The 17,437-nt window shown below is 74.2% G+C and carries 20 protein-coding genes; 8 read left to right on the top strand and 12 right to left on the bottom strand.

What is annotated here, in order from left to right; all coding sequences use genetic code 11:
• Positions 1–2 precede the first annotated feature (2 nt).
• The 5 genes from ribD to ribH are packed head-to-tail and all read left to right on the top strand — an operon-like array spanning position 3 to position 4,161.
• Positions 3–1,058 carry a bifunctional diaminohydroxyphosphoribosylaminopyrimidine deaminase/5-amino-6-(5-phosphoribosylamino)uracil reductase RibD gene (gene ribD, locus QWY28_RS21195; RefSeq protein WP_300954810.1) on the top strand — a complete coding sequence of 352 codons (1,056 nt, stop codon included), beginning with the start codon at positions 3–5 and terminating at the stop codon, positions 1,056–1,058.
• Between the two features lies 1 nt (position 1,059).
• Positions 1,060–1,680 (top strand): riboflavin synthase, encoded by a 621-nt coding sequence (locus tag QWY28_RS21190; RefSeq protein WP_300954809.1) that lies wholly within the window; start codon positions 1,060–1,062, stop codon positions 1,678–1,680.
• Positions 1,680–2,360 (top strand): nicotinamide mononucleotide transporter family protein, encoded by a 681-nt coding sequence (locus QWY28_RS21185; RefSeq protein WP_300954808.1) that lies wholly within the window; start codon positions 1,680–1,682, stop codon positions 2,358–2,360. The genes QWY28_RS21190 and QWY28_RS21185 overlap by 1 nt, the downstream gene beginning before the upstream one ends.
• Complete coding sequence (locus QWY28_RS21180) at positions 2,357–3,685, top strand: bifunctional 3,4-dihydroxy-2-butanone-4-phosphate synthase/GTP cyclohydrolase II (RefSeq protein ID WP_300954806.1); 1,329 nt, start codon at positions 2,357–2,359, stop codon at positions 3,683–3,685. Before QWY28_RS21185 ends, QWY28_RS21180 begins: the two co-directional genes overlap by 4 nt.
• Positions 3,682–4,161 (top strand): 6,7-dimethyl-8-ribityllumazine synthase, encoded by a 480-nt coding sequence (ribH, locus tag QWY28_RS21175; RefSeq protein WP_300954805.1) that lies wholly within the window; start codon positions 3,682–3,684, stop codon positions 4,159–4,161. Before QWY28_RS21180 ends, ribH begins: the two co-directional genes overlap by 4 nt.
• A gap of 4 nt (positions 4,162–4,165) precedes the next feature.
• Here the strand turns inward: ribH and QWY28_RS21170 are convergent, their stop codons facing one another.
• From QWY28_RS21170 to QWY28_RS21155, 4 genes are read right to left on the bottom strand one after another with little or no spacing between them, the layout of a single operon-like run.
• The gene (locus QWY28_RS21170; protein ID WP_300954804.1) at positions 4,166–4,537 is read right to left on the bottom strand and encodes a response regulator; all 372 of its coding nucleotides are present in this window, start codon (positions 4,535–4,537) and stop codon (positions 4,166–4,168) included.
• Positions 4,537–5,109, bottom strand: coding sequence for a hypothetical protein (locus tag QWY28_RS21165; RefSeq protein WP_300954802.1), 573 nt, complete (start codon positions 5,107–5,109; stop codon positions 4,537–4,539). Before QWY28_RS21165 ends, QWY28_RS21170 begins: the two co-directional genes overlap by 1 nt.
• Complete coding sequence (locus QWY28_RS21160; protein ID WP_300954801.1) at positions 5,102–5,608, bottom strand: pyruvoyl-dependent arginine decarboxylase; 507 nt, start codon at positions 5,606–5,608, stop codon at positions 5,102–5,104. Before QWY28_RS21160 ends, QWY28_RS21165 begins: the two co-directional genes overlap by 8 nt.
• Positions 5,605–8,589 (bottom strand): response regulator, encoded by a 2,985-nt coding sequence (locus QWY28_RS21155; protein WP_300954800.1) that lies wholly within the window; start codon positions 8,587–8,589, stop codon positions 5,605–5,607. The genes QWY28_RS21160 and QWY28_RS21155 overlap by 4 nt, the downstream gene beginning before the upstream one ends.
• A gap of 88 nt (positions 8,590–8,677) precedes the next feature.
• On the opposite strand from QWY28_RS21155, the gene QWY28_RS21150 reads away from it, so the two are divergent.
• The 3 genes from QWY28_RS21150 to QWY28_RS21140 are packed head-to-tail and all read left to right on the top strand — an operon-like array spanning position 8,678 to position 10,248.
• The gene (locus QWY28_RS21150) at positions 8,678–8,941 is read left to right on the top strand and encodes a phosphoribosyl-ATP diphosphatase (protein WP_171896726.1); all 264 of its coding nucleotides are present in this window, start codon (positions 8,678–8,680) and stop codon (positions 8,939–8,941) included.
• Positions 8,942–8,957: 16 nt separating this feature from the next.
• Positions 8,958–9,809 (top strand): ATP phosphoribosyltransferase, encoded by an 852-nt coding sequence (gene hisG / locus QWY28_RS21145; RefSeq protein WP_300954799.1) that lies wholly within the window; start codon positions 8,958–8,960, stop codon positions 9,807–9,809.
• On the top strand, positions 9,793–10,248 hold the full coding sequence (locus tag QWY28_RS21140; protein WP_300954798.1) for a PH domain-containing protein: 456 nt from the start codon (positions 9,793–9,795) through the stop codon (positions 10,246–10,248). The genes hisG and QWY28_RS21140 overlap by 17 nt, the downstream gene beginning before the upstream one ends.
• A 16-nt stretch (positions 10,249–10,264) precedes the next feature.
• Here the strand turns inward: QWY28_RS21140 and QWY28_RS21135 are convergent, their stop codons facing one another.
• The 8 genes from QWY28_RS21135 to QWY28_RS21100 are packed head-to-tail and all read right to left on the bottom strand — an operon-like array spanning position 10,265 to position 17,400.
• Positions 10,265–11,182, bottom strand: a complete 918-nt coding sequence (locus tag QWY28_RS21135; RefSeq protein WP_300954797.1) for an aldose 1-epimerase family protein — start codon at positions 11,180–11,182, stop codon at positions 10,265–10,267.
• A gap of 4 nt (positions 11,183–11,186) precedes the next feature.
• On the bottom strand, positions 11,187–11,780 hold the full coding sequence (locus QWY28_RS21130) for a uridine kinase family protein (protein ID WP_300954795.1): 594 nt from the start codon (positions 11,778–11,780) through the stop codon (positions 11,187–11,189).
• Positions 11,758–12,978, bottom strand: coding sequence for an amino acid deaminase/aldolase (locus tag QWY28_RS21125; RefSeq protein WP_300954794.1), 1,221 nt, complete (start codon positions 12,976–12,978; stop codon positions 11,758–11,760). Before QWY28_RS21125 ends, QWY28_RS21130 begins: the two co-directional genes overlap by 23 nt.
• Positions 12,979–13,011: 33 nt before the next feature.
• Positions 13,012–13,455 (bottom strand): hypothetical protein, encoded by a 444-nt coding sequence (locus QWY28_RS21120; RefSeq protein WP_300954793.1) that lies wholly within the window; start codon positions 13,453–13,455, stop codon positions 13,012–13,014.
• A 30-nt stretch (positions 13,456–13,485) separates the two neighbouring features.
• Entirely contained in the window at positions 13,486–14,673 is a 1,188-nt protein-coding gene (locus QWY28_RS21115) for an LLM class flavin-dependent oxidoreductase (protein WP_300954792.1), read from the bottom strand.
• Entirely contained in the window at positions 14,670–15,728 is a 1,059-nt protein-coding gene (locus tag QWY28_RS21110; RefSeq protein WP_300954791.1) for an ABC transporter substrate-binding protein, read from the bottom strand. Before QWY28_RS21110 ends, QWY28_RS21115 begins: the two co-directional genes overlap by 4 nt.
• Positions 15,725–16,582, bottom strand: coding sequence for an ABC transporter ATP-binding protein (locus QWY28_RS21105; protein ID WP_300954789.1), 858 nt, complete (start codon positions 16,580–16,582; stop codon positions 15,725–15,727). Before QWY28_RS21105 ends, QWY28_RS21110 begins: the two co-directional genes overlap by 4 nt.
• A complete protein-coding gene (locus QWY28_RS21100; protein WP_300954787.1) occupies positions 16,570–17,400 on the bottom strand; it encodes an ABC transporter permease in 831 nt (276 codons plus the stop codon). Before QWY28_RS21100 ends, QWY28_RS21105 begins: the two co-directional genes overlap by 13 nt.
• Positions 17,401–17,437: the final 37 nt, after the last annotated feature.

Below are 17,437 nucleotides of genomic sequence, written 5' to 3'. Positions count from 1 at the left end.
CGATGACGGTCAGCGGTGCGGAGCGGGGCGCGATGCGCCGGGCGCTCGAGCTCGCCGCGACCCCCGGCGTGCCGCTCGGCCCGAACCCGCGCGTCGGCTGCGTGCTCCTCGCCGACGACGGCACCACCGTGGCCGAGGGTCACCACCGCGGCGCCGGGACCGCCCACGCCGAGGCCGACGCGCTGGCGCGGGCCGGGGAGCGGGCGCGGGGCACGACCGCGGTCGTGACGCTGGAGCCGTGCAACCACACCGGTCGCACCGGCCCGTGCGCCCGCGCGCTCGTCGAGGCCGGCGTCCGCCGCGTGGTCTTCGCCCAGGCCGACACCAACCCGGTCGCGGTCGGCGGGGCCGACACGCTCCGGGCGGCGGGCATCGAGGTCGAGCAGGGCCTGCTCGCCGACGAGGCACGCGCACTCAACCGGACCTGGACCTTCGCGGTCGAGCACGGCCGACCGTTCGTCACCTGGAAGCTCGCCACGACCCTCGACGGCCGCAGCGCCGCCGCCGACGGCACCAGCCGCTGGGTCTCCGGCCGCGCCGCCCGCCTCGACACCCACCGGCTCCGCGCCCGCGCCGACACGATGCTGGTCGGCACCGCGACCGTCGCCGTGGACGACCCGGCGCTCACGGTCCGCGACGAGCACGACGTCCCCCTGCCCCACCAGCCGCTGCGCGCGGTCATGGGCCTGCGCGACCTCGCCCCGGACCGCCGGGTGTTCGACGACCGGGCCGAGACCGTCCTGCTCCGCACCCGCGACCCCCACGAGGCGCTCGCGCAGCTGCGCGCCCGCGACCGCCAGCACGTCTTCCTCGAGGGTGGCCCCACCCTGGCCGCGGCCTTCCTGCGGGCCGGCCTCGTCGACGAGGTCGTGGCGTACGTCGCCCCGGCGATGCTCGGCGCCGGACTGCCCGCCGTGGGCGACCTCGGAATCTCCACCATCGCCGACGCGTTCCGACCCACGGTCACCGACGTGACCGTGCTCGGGGCGGACGGACCGGGCGAGCAGCCCAACGTGCGGTTCACCATGACGCCGCACCGCGACAGCGAGGAGCGCTGACATGTTCACAGGGATCGTCGAGGAGCTCGGGACCGTGGCCGCGGTCGAGGACCAGGGCGACGCCATCCGGCTCACGATCCGCGCGACCACGGTCCTCGAGGACGCCGGCCTCGGCGACTCGATCGCCGTCAACGGCTGCTGCCTGACCGTCGCCGCGCGCGAGCAGGACACCTGGACCGCGGACGTCATGCAGGAGACCCTCGACAAGACCAGCCTCCGCGGCGTCCAGCCCGGCGACCGGGTGAACCTCGAGCGGGCCGTCACCGCGGCCACCCGTCTCGGCGGCCACATCGTCCAGGGCCACGTCGACGGCGTCGGCGAGGTGCTGCGCCGGACGCCGAGCGAGCACTGGGAGGTCGTCGAGGTCTCGCTGCCGCCGGAGCTCGCGCGTTACCTGGTCGACAAGGGCTCGATCACCGTCGACGGGGTCAGCCTGACCGTCGTCGAGGCGGGGGAGCGGTCCTTCACGGTGAGCCTCATCCCCGAGACCCTCGCCCGCACCACGCTCGGCACCCGCCGGGCCGGTGACCGGGTGAACCTCGAGGCGGACGTGATCGCCAAGCACGTCGAGAAGCTGCTGGCCGGCCACCTGCCCACCCGTCCCGTCGCCGAGGAGGCCTGATGCTCGACTGGCTGCTGCACGGCACGATCGCCGTCGGCGACGGCACCCTCTCGGTCCGCGAGGTCGTCGGCAACGGCTTCGGCCTCGCCAGCGCGCTGCTCGGCATGCGCCGGCTGGTCTGGGCCTGGCCGGTCGGCCTGGTCGGCAACGTGCTGCTCTTCACCGTGTTCGTCAGCGGCGAGCTCAGCGGCGCGACCTCCGAGCCGCTGTGGGGCCAGGCCGGGCGCCAGGTGATGTTCGTGGTGGTCGGCCTCTACGGCTGGTGGCGGTGGAGCTCCTCGCGGCGCTCGCCCGACGCCGCGCCGGTCACGCCCCGGTGGGCGACCGCCCGCGAGCGGCTGGCGCTCCTCGGCCTCGCCGCGGTGGGGTACGCCGCGGCGTACGCGCTCCTCGTGCGGATCGGCTCGTGGGGCCCCGCCACCGAGGCCTGGATCCTCGCCGGCTCCCTCATCGCGACCTACGGCATGGCCCGCGGCTGGGTGGAGTTCTGGCTGGTGTGGATCGCCGTCGACGTGGTCGGCGTGACGACCCTCGTGCGGGCCGGCTACTACCCGACCGCCGGCATGTACCTGTTCTACGGGGCGTTCTGCGTCCTGGGCCTGATCACCTGGTGGCGCGTCGAGCGCGCCACCCACCAGCCGGTCGCACCGCTGCCGGTCGACGAAGGAGTCCCCGCATGACCACCCCCGGCACCCCCGCCACCGGCGAGCCCCAGCACGCGAAGGTGCGCCTCGACACCGTCGAGCAGGCCATCGCCGACATCGCCGCCGGCAAGGCCGTGGTCGTCGTCGACGACGAGGACCGCGAGAACGAGGGCGACATCATCTTCGCCGCGAGCCGGGCCACGCCCGAGCTGATGGCCTGGACGATCCGGCACAGCAGCGGCGTCATCTGCGTGCCGATGCCGGCCGCGATGCTCGACCGGCTCGAGATCCCGCTGATGACCCCGCACAACCGGGACAAGATGCGCACGGCGTACACCATCTCCGTCGACGCCCGCGACGGCGTCAGCACCGGCATCTCGGCCGCCGACCGCGCGCACACGGTCCGGGTGCTCGCCGACTCCGCGACCGAGCCGTGGGAGCTGACCCGGCCCGGCCACGTGTTCCCGCTGCGCTACCGGGAGGGCGGCGTCCTCGTCCGGCGCGGCCACACCGAGGCGGCCGTCGACCTGGCCACGCTGGCCGGGCTCACGCCCGCCGGCGTGCTCGTCGAGGTCGTCAACGACGACGGCACGATGAAGCGGGCCCCCGAGCTGCGCGAGTTCGCCGACGAGCACGGGATCGCGATGATCTCGATCGAGCAGCTGGTCAAGCACCGACGGCGCCACGAGAACCTCGTCGAGCGGGTCGCCGAGACCCGGCTGCCGACGCGGCACGGGGACTTCACGGCGTACGGCTACCGGATCACCGTCGACGGCTCCGAGCACATCGCGCTGGTCCACGGCGACATCAGCGGCGAGGAGCCGGTGCTGACGCGGGTGCACTCGGAGTGCCTGACCGGCGACGTCTTCGGCAGCGACCGCTGCGACTGCGGCCCGCAGCTCGACGAGGCGCTCGAGCGGATCGTGGCCGAGGGCCGCGGCGTCGTGGTCTACCTGCGCGGGCACGAGGGACGCGGGATCGGCCTGGTCGCCAAGCTGCAGGCCTACCAGCTCCAGGACGGCGGTCGCGACACCGTCGACGCCAACCTCGACCTCGGGCTGCCCGCCGACGCGCGCCACTACGGCGCCGCCACCCAGGTGCTGCGCGACCTGGGCGTCGGGAGCGTCCGGCTGCTCACCAACAACCCCGAGAAGGTCAGCAGCCTCGAGGACTTCGGCGTGCCGGTCGCCGAGCGGGTGTCGCTCACGCCGCACCCCAACGACCACAACCTGGCCTACCTGCGCACCAAGCGCGACCGGATGGGTCACGTCCTGCCCGGCCTGACCTCCGTCGAGCCGGCACCCAGCACCGTCGCGGACCCCGCCGCGGCGGACACCCACCCCCAGGAGACGCACGCATGAGCGGCCACGGCGCCCCGTCCCTCCAGCCCGTCGACGCCAGCGACCTGCGGGTCGCGGTCGTCGCGGCCAGCTGGCACACCGAGGTCATGGACGGTCTGCTGGCCGGCGCCGAGCGGGCGCTGGACGACCACCAGGTGGGGGAGTCCATCGTCGTCCGGGTCCCCGGCACCTTCGAGCTGCCGGTCGTCGCGGCGGCGCTCGCCGAGCGGGGGTACGACGCCGTGGTCGCCCTGGGCGTCGTGGTCCGCGGGGGCACCCCGCACTTCGAGTACGTCTGCTCCGCCGCCACCGACGGGCTGACCCGGGTCGCCCTCGACCACCGCACCCCCGTCGGCTTCGGCGTGCTCACCTGTGACACCGACGAGCAGGCCCTCGACCGGGCCGGCCTGCCCGGCTCGAGCGAGGACAAGGGCTACGAGGCGACGGCCGCGGCGGTGCAGACCGCGCACACCCTGCGCGGCATCACCGGCCGGTGACCCGCTAGGCCCAGCCGAGCATCGTGGAGATCTCGGCGGCGAGCGTCATCGGGTCGAACGGCTTGGAGATGACGCCGGCCACGGCCATCTCGTCCCACAGCTGACGATCCCCGACCTGCACCTTCGCGGTCAGCAGCACCACCGGGACGTGCGCGGTCGAGGCCTGCTCCTGCAGGTGCCGGAACGTCGTCAGCCCGTCCATGTCGGGCATCATCATGTCCAGGACGACCACGTCGGGCTGGTGCTCGGCGGCGAGCTCGATGGCCCGCGCGCCGCTGTCCGCGGTGACGACCTCCCAGCCGGCGACGACCTCCAGCGCGAGCTGGGTGATCTCCCGGATGGAGTCGTCGTCGTCCACGACGAGGGCTCGGGGCATCAGCTCGACCCGCGGGGGCCGGCGAACAGCGCCCGGTAGTAGGTCTGGGTGTCCGCGGCGTCCACCTCCACGTCGGCGATGCGGTGCAGCAACGACTCGGTACCCGATCCGAGGCCGAGCACCTCGTCGTTGAACTTGCAGTAGTCGTAGCCGCAGACGGCCCGCTCCTCGACGAGCATCTCCACGATCGTCGAGATCATCGCCCACATGACGTTGGACTTCCGCTCCTCGTGCCGCACGAGGGTGAACCCCAGGTAGTAGACGGCGTCGCGCGCCGTGTGCTCGGGGTAGTGGTGCGCCCACCAGCCCGGGCTGATCCACGGCACCGTCACCAGGTCCCGGGTCAGTGTGGAGAGGCCGACCACCTGCCCGGCGGCGTTGCGGGCGACGTACTTCATCACCCGGGCGTCCTTCATCTCCTCGACGAACTCGTGCTCATGGAGGAGGTGGCGCGCCATGGCCCGCGTCTCGAGCTCGGCGAAGGTCTCGCGGTAGAGCTTCCAGTAGTCGGCGATCGTCTCGTCGTCGAGCTCGCGCTCGACCACGATGTCGAGGACGGTCGGCTCAGCCACGGCTGTCCTTCGGGCTCCAGTCCTCCACGGAGTACGTCGCCACGACCAGCGCGCACACGGGCCGGTCGGTGCAGTGGGCGGAGGCGGTCGCGGCCTGGACCGGGCCGTAGCCGCCCCCGCGGTTGGCGTCCATGTCGTGCAGGCTCAGCGTGATCTGCTCGAGGAGCGACTCCTCGCTGCCGCCGTGGTGCTCGACGAAGAGCCCGCCGGTCGTCGCGTCGGTGGTCCAGCCGAGACCGGCCCACACCGTCTCCCCGCTGTGCTCGGCGACGGCGGCCGACTCCACGCAGTAGAGCTTGTCGCCGTGCCCGCCGGCCAGCACCTCGCGGGCGCCGTCCTCGAGCACCCGCACGGTGCTGTGCGGCGGGATGACCGAGGAGAGCTTGATCAGGTTGAGGTTGCCGACACCGGCGTTGAGCAGGGCGTGGTCGTACGCCGCCAGCTTCGTGCGTCCGACACCGGTGGCGGCGCGGACGGTGATGTCGAGGCGGGTGGTCAACGTTCCTCCTGGGGACGGGGGCTGGTGCTGTCGGTGGTGCTGTCGGTGGTGCTGTGGGTGGTGCCGGGCCTGGTGGCGTCGGTGGGGGACGGGGCCGGCGCCGCGGCGGGCCCGCCGGTGACGGCGTCGAGCAGCCCGAGCACCCGCTCCTCGAGCGCCTCGGGGCCGCTGCGGCCCTTGGTGAGGAAGACGGTGGGGCCGAGCTCGAGGTCGGCGCGACGCGCCACCTCCACGTCGGCGGCGCTGTAGACGACGAGCGGCGTCCCGCTCAGCGCGGGGTCCGCGCGGAACGCCGCGACGACGGCGGAGCCGTCCTCGTCGGGCAGGTGCAGGTCGAGCACGAGCACCTGCGGCCGCAGCGAGCGGCCGGCCTCGATCGCGGCGGCCGCGGTCGCGGCGTGGTCGACGCGGAGGCCGTGCCCGCGCAGCAGCGTGGTGATCACCTCCGCGAGGTCCTCGTCGTCCTCGACGAGCAGCACGGCGCTCTCCTGCATCCGGCCCGTGAGGGCGACCTCGACGGCCTGGACCAGCTGCTCCTCGGTGACCGGCTTGACCAGCCAGCCGTCGGTCTGGGCACCGAGCTCCGGCGCGGCCTCGGGCCCCAGCCCGGAGACGACGATGAGCGGGATGTTGCGGGTGCGCTCGCCGCGGCGCAGCTCGGCGACCACCTCGGCGCCGCCGGTGCCGGGCATGCGGAGGTCGACGAGCACGGCGGCGGGCCGCTCGGCGCCCGCCCGGGCGATCGCGGTGTCGCCGTCCCCGACGCCGACGGGGCGGTAGCCGTGGCGCTCGAGCATCGTCGACAGCGTGCCGACGACCGCCGGCTCGTCGTCGCAGACGAGGATCGTCGGGGCGTCGGACCGCGCCGACCCCTCGGTCGTCCGCGCCCGCTGGTGGGCGGGGAGGGTGAACTGGACCGTGCTGCCCTCGCCGGGGCGGCTCTCCGCCCAGATCCGGCCGCCGTGCCGCTCGACGATGCCGCGGCTGATCGCCAGGCCGAGCCCGGTGCCGCCCTTCTGCCGGGCGTCGGAGGAGTCGACCTGGTGGAACCGGTCGAAGATCGTGGCGATCTGGTCCTCGGGGATGCCCCGGCCCTGGTCGACGACGCGGAACAGCACGGTCGAGCCGCCCGGCTGCGGGACGGCGTCGACGACGACCTGCCCGCCGGCGGAGGAGAACTTCACGGCGTTGTTGACCAGGTTGGTCAGCGTCTGCACGATGCGGTCCCGGTCGGCGAGCACCTGGCCGGCGGCGGCGCCCACCACCAGCTGGACGCCGGAGCCGCGGGCCATCGCGTCCATCTCGGCGACGGCGGCCTCGACTACCTCGCGGGCCTCGGCGGGCGCCAGCTCCATCGGTCGGGTGCCGGACTCGATCCGCTCGAGGTCGAGGATGTCGTTGATGAGGCGGGTGAGCCGCTCGCTGCTCTCCAGCGCGATCCGCGCCATCGACGTGGCGCGCGGGCTCAGCTCGCCCAGCTGGCCGCCGGCGAGCAGGCCGAGGGACCCGCGGATCGAGGTGAGCGGGGTCCGCAGCTCGTGGCTGACCACGGAGAGGAACTCGTTCTTCATCCGGTCCACCTCGCGGCGCTGGGTCACGTCGCGGAAGACCACGACCGCGCCGGTGACCTCGTGGTCGTCCAGGAGCGGGCTGGCGGTGATCTCGACCGCGAACGTCGTGCCGTCGGCGCGGAGGTAGACGTCCTCCTCGGCGTTCGTGACGACCCCGGAAGCGATCGCCTCGGCGATGTAGCAGCCGTCGTAGGGATAGCTGGTGCCGTCGACCGTGGGGGCGTGGAAGAGCGCGTGCGCGTCGTGTCCCAGAAGGGTCTCCGCGCCCTGGCCGAGGGCGCGCGCGCCGGAGGGGTTGACGAAGGTGATCCGGCCGTCGGCGTCGACGCCGTAGATGCCGTCGCCCACGGAGGTGATCAGGGTCTCGGTACGCCGCGCCATGCGCCGCAGGTCGGCCGTCTGCTCGGCGACGCGACGCTCGAGGCCGCGCCGGAGCTGGGCGTTGTCAGCGGTCAGGACGACCTGTCGCAGCGCGGCGGCCAGCCCCAGGAGCAGCCAGAGGAACACCTGGGCGCGCTGCATCGCCTCGCCGTCGTTGAGCGCGGCCTGGACGATCGCCGCGACCCCGACGATGGAGAACACCAGCACCGTGTCGCGGGTGTCGGCGACGGTGCGACGCTCCTCGAGGTCGTCGGTGTCAGGTCGCATGGGGTACCACGAGGCGACGGCGATGATCACGTAGCCGGCGATCCACCCGAGGTCGGGCAGGTCGCCCCAGGCGAAGGTGCCCTGGGCGACCCGCACCGCGAAGGACAGGTCCGCGACGGCGTACAGCAGGAAGCCGAGTGCGAGGAGCGCCAGCGCGGGCCGGCTCTCCCCGCGCCCGCGCAGCACGAGGAAGAGGCCGAAGGTCACCAGGGCGACGTCGAGGAACGGGATCAGCAGGCTGAAGAACTCCGGTCCGAAGATCTCGTCGACGGACTGGAGGAGCTGGTCGTAGACGAGGACCGAGGCCATGACCAGCACGGCCGCGCCGCCGACGGCCCCGTCGAGCACCATGATCACCAGGTCGCGGCCGCGGCGGCGCGCGGTCGGGAAGGTGAGCAGGCCGGCGATCGACAGGGCGAGCGCCAGGGAGACGCTCAGGTCGCTGACCAGGCTCGGGTCGGCGACGGGGTCGGAGCCGGCGACGGCCGACCACACGTTGCCGAGGACCGCGCTGACCGCCGCGCCCGCCAGCCACAGCCAGGCCCGTCGCCGGCGCCCGGCCGACCACCGCGCGCGCAGCCCCAGGCTGACCGCCGTGGCGACGCCGGCTGCCATCAGTCCCAGGCCGCTGGCCGGCTCGCGCACCCCGCGGGGGAGACCCGGCTGGAGGAGGACGGCGAAGAGGACGACGAAGCCGAGGGCGATGGTCACGACGACCCGGAAGCGACGTCGCTGGGCACCGAGCGACAGCGAGGTGCTCATACCCGGGAAGGTATCAGCCGGCCCGGCCGCGTCCGGGGGTCGCTCCCGACCGCCGGCCCGGCCCCCGCGTCGCCTAGGCTGGTCGCCCGTGAAGACGTTCGACGAGCTGTGGGCCGAGCTGCAGGAGAAGGCCCGGACGCGTCCGGCGGGGTCGGGCACCGTGCGCCAGCTCGACGCCGGCGTCCATGCGATCGGCAAGAAGCTGGTCGAGGAGGCCGCCGAGTCCTGGATGGCCGCCGAGCACGAGGGCAAGGAGCGCGCGGCCGAGGAGATCAGCCAGCTGCTGTACCACGCGCAGTGCCTGATGCTGGCCAGCGGCATCGAGCTCGACGACGTCTACGCCCACCTCTGATCCGAACAGGACACCCATGTCCCACCTCCGCGTCGCCGTCCCCAACAAGGGCGCGCTGTCCCAGTCCGCCTCGGAGATCCTGCGTGAGTCCGGCTACCGCCAGCGCGACGACAGCAAGCAGCTGACGCTCGTCGACGAGGAGAACGGCGTCGAGTTCTTCTACCTGCGCCCGCGCGACATCGCGCTCTACGTCGGCGAGGGCACCCTCGACGTCGGCATCACCGGCCGCGACCTGCTGCGCGACTCCGGCGCGCAGGCCCACGAGGTCCGCTCGCTGGGCTTCGGCCGCAGCCGCTTCCGGTTCGCCGGACCGTCGGGGCGCTACTCCGACCTCGCCGAGCTCGCCGGCCTGCGCATCGCGACGTCGTACGTCGGCGTCGTCGGCGCGTTCCTGGCCGAGCGCGGCATCGACGCCTCGGTCGTGCGCCTCGACGGCGCGGTGGAGACCAGCATCCAGCTCGGCGTCGCGGACGTCGTGGCCGATGTCGTCGAGACCGGCAGCACGCTGCGCCAGGCGGGTCTGGAGGTCTTCGGCGAGACCATCCTGGAGTCCGAGGCGGTCCTCATCACCCGCTCCGCGATCGAGGCGCCCGCCGGCTTCGAGGTCTTCAAGAGGCGCCTCGACGGCGTGCTGGTGGCCCGCAGCTACGTGATGATGGACTACGACATCGAGAGCCAGCACGTCACCGCGGCCGTCGCGCTGACGCCGGGCATCGAGAGCCCCACCGTCTCGCCGCTGCACAAGGACGGCTGGGTGGCGGTCCGCGCGATGGTGCCCCGCCAGGGCGCGCAGCGGCTGATGGACGAGCTGTGGGAGCTGGGTGCCCGGGGCATCCTGCTCACCGAGATCAATGCCTGCCGGCTCTGAGGCCGGCGCGGCGCTGCCGCGCACCTGGCGGCCGCTCGGTCCCCGCATCGTGGCGATCGTCCTCGGCCTCGGCCTGCTCGTGATCCTCGCGATGGCGTGGTTCTCCTTCGGCGAGGAGGTGCGCGCGGCCTTCACGCCGTTCCAGCGCGGCACGGTCGTCTTCTTCGTCGTCCTCGGCGGCGTCGTGCTGCACGCGCTGACCCGGGCCCGCGTCACCGCGGCCCGGGACGGCCTGACGGTCGTCAACGGCTACCGCACGCGCACCTTCGCCTGGGCCGAGGTCGTCGCGGTCCACCTGCCCCCCGGTGCGCCGTGGGCGACCATCGACCTCTCCGACGGGCGGACGGTCTCGGCGATGGGGTTGCAGGGCTCCGACGGCGAGCGGGCCCGGTCGGCGGTGCGCGAGCTGCGCCGCCTCGCCGACGAGCTCACCCGCTGAGCCTCGGACCGTCGGCTCAGTCCTCCAGCGCGCGGACGCCCCACACGACCGAGACGGTCTCGTCGGGGGCGAGGATGAACAGGTCCTCCCCGGACCGGAACGCGTCCGGCGGGGCCGTCATCGGCTCGACGGCGAGCGAGCGGCGCGCCGTCGCCGGGACGTCGTCGGCGGTGTAGAGCAGCAGCCAAGGGTGGTGCCCGTCGACCCACAGGGTCACCCCGTCGCCGGACGCCGGGTCGCGCAGCGTCGCGGTGGTGACCCCGTCGGCGTCGCGGTCGAGGTCGGTGAAGCAGTGGTTGAGGACGGCGCCGCGCAGCGGCCGCGCCACCCGGAAGTCGTACGCCGTGCCCTCGACGGCCTCCCGGCCGACCGGCAGGAGCCGCTCGTCGTCGACGAGCAGCCGGGTCGCGGCCGGCAGCGTGAGCTCCCAGCTGTCGACCGGGCCCTCGCCCACCCGCAGGTAGGGGTGCGCGCCCGAGGCGTACGGCGCGGGGCGGCCGGAGTCGTTCGTCGCGGTCTGGGTGACGGTGAGCCCGTCCGCGGACAGGTCGTAGGCGACGTGCAGGTCCAGCGTCCAGGGGTAGCCGGTCTGCGCCATCAGCCGGTACTGCAGGGAGACCGAGTGCCCGGTGTGCTCCTCGACGCTCCAGGCGACCCAACGGGCCAGGCCGTGGGAGGCGTTGTGCCGCGACGGCTCGGTCAGCGGCAGCTGCAGGTCGCGGCCCTCGAAGGAGTACTGCCCGTCGCGCACGCGGTTCGGCCACGGCACGAGCAGCTGGCCACGTCCGCCGGCGGACATCTCGTCCTCGCCGAAGCCGTCGACGAGGTCCCGCCCGCGGAAGGACAGGGCGCGCAGGGCGGCGCCGCTCTCGGTGACGACGGCGCGGTAGCCGCCGCCCTCGATCTCGAACTGTTCGCCGCTGGGAGGGAGCACCGGGTCACCCTAGGCGCAGCGGTGCCCGTCGGCCCGTCCCGTCCACGAGCAGGTCGGCGCGCTCGCGGGTGCGGTCGGCCGCGAAGTGCGCGGCCTCCGCGACCGTCCACCGGCGCCAGTGCGGCTCGGCCTCCGCACCGTCGCGCTCCAGGCCCCGGGTGAGCCTCAGGTCGGGTGGCGCCTCCACCCAGACCAGCACCGTCATCGACGCGGCGTACGCCGCCGTGCCGGCGCCCACCCCCTCGAGCACGAGCAGCGGCGCGGGCGCGACGGCGACCGTCTCGGCGTAGGCGTCGGCGTGCCAGTCGAAGCGCCGGTAGTGGCCGGTCTCCCCCCGCGCAAGGGGGCGCAGCAGCGTGCCGAGCTGCGCCGCCACGCCCGGCAGGCCGTCCCACCCCTCGTACAGGTCGTCCATGTGCACCACCGGCGCGCCCGTCATCGCCGCGACCCGGCCGGCCAGCGTGGTCTTGCCCGACCCGGCCGGCCCGTCGACGCAGACCAGCCGGCCGGCGCCGAGGGTGGGCCGGCGGGACCGGGCGAGCCCCACCACGGCCGCCGCGGGGTCGACCTCCGGCTCAGAAGACGAGGCCGTGCCCACGGTAGGTGCGCACCTCCTCGACGAACCGGTCGCCGCGCAGCAGGTGGACCCGGTCGGTGTGCTCGAAGAGCTCGCCCGACTTCGCGTGCCGGAACCACACGAGGTCGCCGACCGCGAGGCTGGCCGCGCCCGGACCGGTGAGCGGCGTCTGCACCTCGCCGGCACCCTCCAGCCCGGTCAGCCGCAGCCCGGCGGGGGCCCACGGCGTCGGCAGCCGGTCCCGGCCGGCGGCCCCGGACGCGACGAACCCGCCGCCGTGGACGGTCGCGACGTCGGGGGAGGGCCGGCGCACCACCGGCACGCCGTAGAAGGCGGCCGGGCGGGGCGCGAAGGACCGGTAGTGGTCGAACAGGGTCGGGACCAGCAGGCCCGAGCCGGCCGCGACCTCGGTGACGACGGGGTCGGCGACCGTCGACTCGACCGACCCGGAGCCGCCGCCGTTCCACAGCTCGAGGTCGACGAGGGGCCGCAGCGCGTCGGCCACCGCGCGACGGCGCTCGGTGAGCTGGGTGCGCGAGGCGGTCTTGAGCGCCCGCACGACGGTGGAGCGCGCCCGCTGGCTCGGCACCGCGTCGGGTACGCCGGCGACCTGGCCCTCGTAGGTCATCACCCCGACGAGCCGGAACCCGGGCCGCTCGAGGACCTCGCGGGCCAGCCGCACGACGCGGTCGGGCTCGTGCAGGGGGCTGCGCTTGGGGCCGACGTGCTGACCGCGGACGCGCAGGCCGGCGTCGACCTCGAGCGCGACGCGGACCGGCACGGCCGAGGAGGACCGGACGGAGTCGACGACGTCGAGGTGCGCGACGTCGTCGACCATCAGCGTGACGTGCGCGGCGGCGGCCGGCGAGGCCACCAGGCGGCGGAGCGCGCCGCGGTCGACGGTCGGGTAGGCGACGAGCACGTCGTCGGTGACGCCCTGCTCCTCCAGCCACAGCGCCTCGCGCAGGGTGTAGCCGAGCACCCCGGCGAAGCCCTCGGTCGCGAGCGCGCGGCGCAGCAGGGCGGGGACGCGGATGGACTTCGAGGCGACCCGCACCGGCGTGCCGGCGGCGCGCCGGACCAGGTCCGCGGCGTTGGCCTCGAAGGCGTCGAGGTCGACGACCGCCACCGGGGTGGGCAGGTCCCCCTCGGCCGCGGCGACCGCAGCGGTGAGCCGGACCCGGAGACGATCCCGGGCGACGTCGTCGAGGTGGGTCACCCGCCGGACTCTAGGAGACGCAGGGCCGGTCGGTCAGGAGATGCCGCGCTTGCGCAGCAGCGCCTCGATGTCGGCGAGGTCGTCGTCCCCGCTCGCGCCGCCGATCGCCGGCTCGCCCTTGCCGCGTCGCGCCGCGTCCCGCGGTGCCGCCGGGGCGGTGCCCTCGACGGCCCGCGACCGCTCCCGGTCACGCAGGACGCCCGAGACGACGAGCAGGACCGCCGCCACGCCCGCGACGACGATGCCGATCCACACCGACGGGCTGAGGACCAGGCCGGTGACCCAGTCACCGACCGCCGTGCCGATCCGGGTGAACATCCGCAGCGTGTCGGTGAGGTACGCCGCGACCGGCAGCAGGGTGAGCCCGGCGCCGCGCAGGCCCGAGGCGACGCCGCGCCGGCGGAACGCGTGCCAGGTCCACACCGCCCCGAGCACGGTCAGGGTGAGTGCGAGGGCGGCCCACGTCGCGTCGTCCACGGTGCCAGCCTGCCACGCCGGGGTGCGCGGTCACGCCGAGGCGGCGACCGGGACCCGTGCCGGCGCGCCGCCGAGGAGCCCGCGCCGGCGCAGGTGGGGCATCACGCCCTCGGCGAACCAGGACGCCTCCTCCACGTGCGGGTAGCCCGACAGCACGAGCTCGTCGATGCCCACGCGGTGGTAGGCCTCGATCAGGTCGGCCACCTCCTCGTGGCTGCCGACCAGCGAGGTGCCCGCGCCGCCGCGGACCAGCCCGACGCCGGCCCACAGGCCGGGGGAGATCTCGAGCTCGTGGGCGGAGGAGTACGCCGCGCCGGTGCGGCGCAGCGCGTTCATCCGCTGCTGGCCGGTCGACTCGCTGCGCGCCTGGGCGGCCTGCGCGGCCTCGACCGTCGCCGGGTCGACCCCGTCGAGCAGCCACTGGGCGTGCCCCCAGGCCTCCTCGGAGGTGTCGCGCGACAGCGTGTGGACGCGCAGCCCGAACCTCAGCGTGCGGCCCTGCTCGGCGGCCAGGCCGCGGACCCAGGCGACCTTCTCGGCCACCTGCTCCGGCGGCTCGCCCCAGGTCAGGTAGACGTCGGCGTGTCGCGCCGCCACCGGACCGGCCGCTGCGGACGAGCCGCCGAAGTACACGGGCGGCACCGGGTCGATGCCGCCGCTGACCAACGCGCCCTCGGCGCGGTAGTGGGCCCCGTCGAAGTCGAACGGCGCCCGGCTCCGCGTGCCGCGGACGACCTCGAGGAACTCGTCGGTGCGGGCGTACCGCTCGTCCTTGGGGGCGGTGTCGCCGAACCGGGCCTGCTCGGTGGGCTCCCCGCCGGTGACGACGTTGAGCATCAGCCGGCCGTCGGAGATCCGCTGGTAGGTGGCCGCCATCTGCGCGGCCAGGACGGGGTTGACGACGCCGGGCCGGAAGGCGACGAGGAACTTCAGCCGCGAGGTCTCGCGGACCAGCGCGGCGGTGGTGAGCCACGCGTCCTCGCAGAACGTGCCGGTCGGGGTCAGGACCCCCTCGAAGCCGAGCCGCTCGGCGGTGCGCGCGACGTCGGCCAGGTAGTCGATCGTCGGCGGCCGGAACCGATCGCGCACCGAGCCGGTGCCGAGCGTGTCGGCCAGGCTCGTGGTGACGTCCTGGGGGACGCCCTGCCCGGCCCCCACCAACCCCCGGCTGTCGCCGGAGGTCGGCAGGAACCAGTGCAGGGCGAGCGGAGCGGTCACTGGACGGCGTCGCCGGTGGTCGCCTCGGCGAACTGGTCGCTGAAGAAGCCGGACACGTCGACCTCCTCGGGGATCAGCCCGTTGGCGGTGAAGGTGTCGGCCATCGTCTGCTCGGAGTCGATGACCTCCTGGTCGATCGGCTGCGGGGTGACCGGACGGTTCTTCGCGGCCGCCAGCGTGACCTCCTCGCTCAGGCCGGTCTGCTCGGCCCAGACCTTCGCCCAGTCCTCCTGGTTCTCGGCCGACCAGATCTGCGCCTTGGTGATCCGGGTCAGGTAGTCCTCGAGCGCCGCCGTGGTGGCCTCGTCGTCGAGCGCCGACTGCGAGGCGACCTGGAAGTTCAGGCCGTTGACCAGGCCGTCACCGTCGACGAGCACGCGGGCGCCCTCGTCGACGACCGCCTGCGAGGTGTAGGGGTCCCAGACCGCCCAGGCATCGACGTGGCCGTTGGCGAAGGCCGCCAGCGCGTCGGCCGGCTGCAGGTTCTGCACCTCGATGTCGTCGTAGGTCAGCCCGGCCTCCTCGAGCTGGGCCAGCAGGTTGTAGTTGGCCGAGCTGCCCTCGGCGACGGCGACCTTCTTGCCCTCGAGGTCCGCGACGCTCTGCACCGAGGAGCCCTTCGGCACCAGGATCGTGTCGCCCTTGCCGGTGTAGGAGGCGGTGGCGACCATCTTGAACGTGCCGCCCGCGGCCGCGGCGAAGATCGGCGGGGTGTTGCCGACCATGCCGACGTGGATGGCGTCGGAGTTCAGGGCCTCGAGGATCGGCGGGCCGGAGGTGAACTCCTTCCACTCGATCGTGTACTCGGTGTCGTCCAGCCCGGCCGCGGTGAGCAGGGCCTTCGCGCTGGTGCCCTTCTGGTCGCCGACGATCAGCGTGACCTTCGACAGGTCGACCTCGCCGTCGTCGCCGACCGCGCCCTCGTTGCCGGTGGCCGAGCCGCCGCAGGCGGCGAGCACCAGGGCGGCGGTGGTCAGGACGGCGGCCAGGAACCCGGTCCGCGCGGTGCGTGCGCCGCGCCGGCGGCCGGTCCTCGGGGTGGTGGTGCGGGTCATGCTGCTCCTCGCTTCGCGGGGTTGCTGTGGTGGGCGGGACCGAGCTCCCCGGTGACCGGGTCGCGTCGGGGGTTGGGCGGGGTGGGCTTGACGCCGAGGGCCCCGAGGACCTCGGCCCGCGTCCGGGCGATGTCGGGCTGGGAGGGCGCGCGGTCCGATCGCGGCAGGGTGATCTCCCAGGTGCGACCGATCCGGCCCCCGTCCATCACGACGAGGCGGTCGGCCAGGGCCAGCGCCTCGTCGACGTCGTGGGTGACGAGCAGGATCGCCATCGAGTGGCGACGCCACAGCTCGATCACCAGCTGGTGCATCTCGATGCGGGTCAGCGCGTCGAGCGCGCTGAACGGCTCGTCGAGCAGCAGCAGTGCCGGGTTGCTCACCAGGGCACGGGCCAGCGACACGCGCTGCGCCTGTCCGCCGGAGAGCTGCAGCGGCCAGGCGTCGAGCTTCTCGCCGAGGCCGACCTCGGCGAGCGTCTCCTCGGCCAGGTCGAAGCGCTTCTTGCGCTCGGGGCTGTTGAGCAGGGCCAGCGCGACGTTCTGGTGGACGGTGCGCCAGTTGAGCAGCCGCGGCTCCTGGAAGGCGACGCCGGTGCGGCCGCTGACCTCGACCTCGCCGGCCGGGGCCGGGTCGAGGTGCGCGAGGCTGCGCAGCAGCGTGGACTTGCCGCACCCGCTGCGGCCGAGCAGCGCGACGATCTCGCCGTGCTGCACGTCGAGGTCGATCGACCGCAGGACGTGGGTGTCGCCGAAGGAGCGGTCGTGGCCACGGACGCGGGCGACGTACCCGCTCCGGGCAGCCGGGTCGCCGGGGTTGGCGGGGCTGTCGGTGGTGTCGGGGGTCAGGAGCGCCATGCGAGGGCCTTCCTCTCAAGGTAGCGGACGACGGCGTCGGTCGCGAGACCGAGCAGGCTGTAGACGGCGAGGCCGACGACGATGACGTCGGTCTGGAGGAAGTCCTTGGCGTGGTTGATCATGTAGCCGAGGCCGGACTGCGAGGCGATGGTCTCCGCGACGATCAGCGACAGCCAGGCGATGCCGAGGCTCTGCCGCAGGCCGACCAGGGTCTGGGGGAGCGCGCCGGGGATGACGACGTGGCGGATCCGCTGGGCCCAGGTCAGGTGGAGGGCCTTGGCCGCCTCGAGGGTCTTGCGCTCGATGCCGCGGATGCCGCCGAGGGTGTTGAGGTAGAGGGGGAACGTCGCGCCGAGCGCGATGAGGGCCACCTTCGGCGTCTCCCCGATGCCGAACCAGATGATGAAGAGGGTGACCAGGCCGAAGTGGGGCAGGGTCCGCAGCATCTGCATCGGCGGGTCGATGGCGTCCTCGCCGATCCGGCTGAGCCCGGCGACGACCGCCAGGGCCAGGCCGATGCTCGCGCCGATGGCGAAGCCCAGGCCGACGCGCTGCAGCGAGATGAGCGTCTGGGTGCCGAGGGTGCCGGCCTGGACGAGGTCGAGCGCGGTGGCCGCGACCTGGGCGGGGGAGGCGAGCTTGCGCTCGTCCAGCACGCCGGTCGAGGAGGCCAGCTGCCACAGCGCGACGAGTGCGACGGGTGAGACCCAGCGTCGGAGCAGGTGGAGGGGTGCCCGGCGGCGGCGCCGCCGGGTGGGCGAGGCTTCCTGGAGGCGTGCGCCGGCGGGGACGCCGGCGACGGCGGTGGTCGTGTCCATGGGGCGTATGTCTACGGAAGTTGGATACTTAAATCAA

This window comes from Nocardioides oceani, assembly GCF_030412965.1.
Taxonomy (GTDB): Bacteria; Actinomycetota; Actinomycetes; order Propionibacteriales; family Nocardioidaceae; genus Nocardioides; species Nocardioides oceani.
Note: the sequence above shows the minus strand (reverse complement) of the source record. Positions and strands in the feature narration are given on the sequence as shown.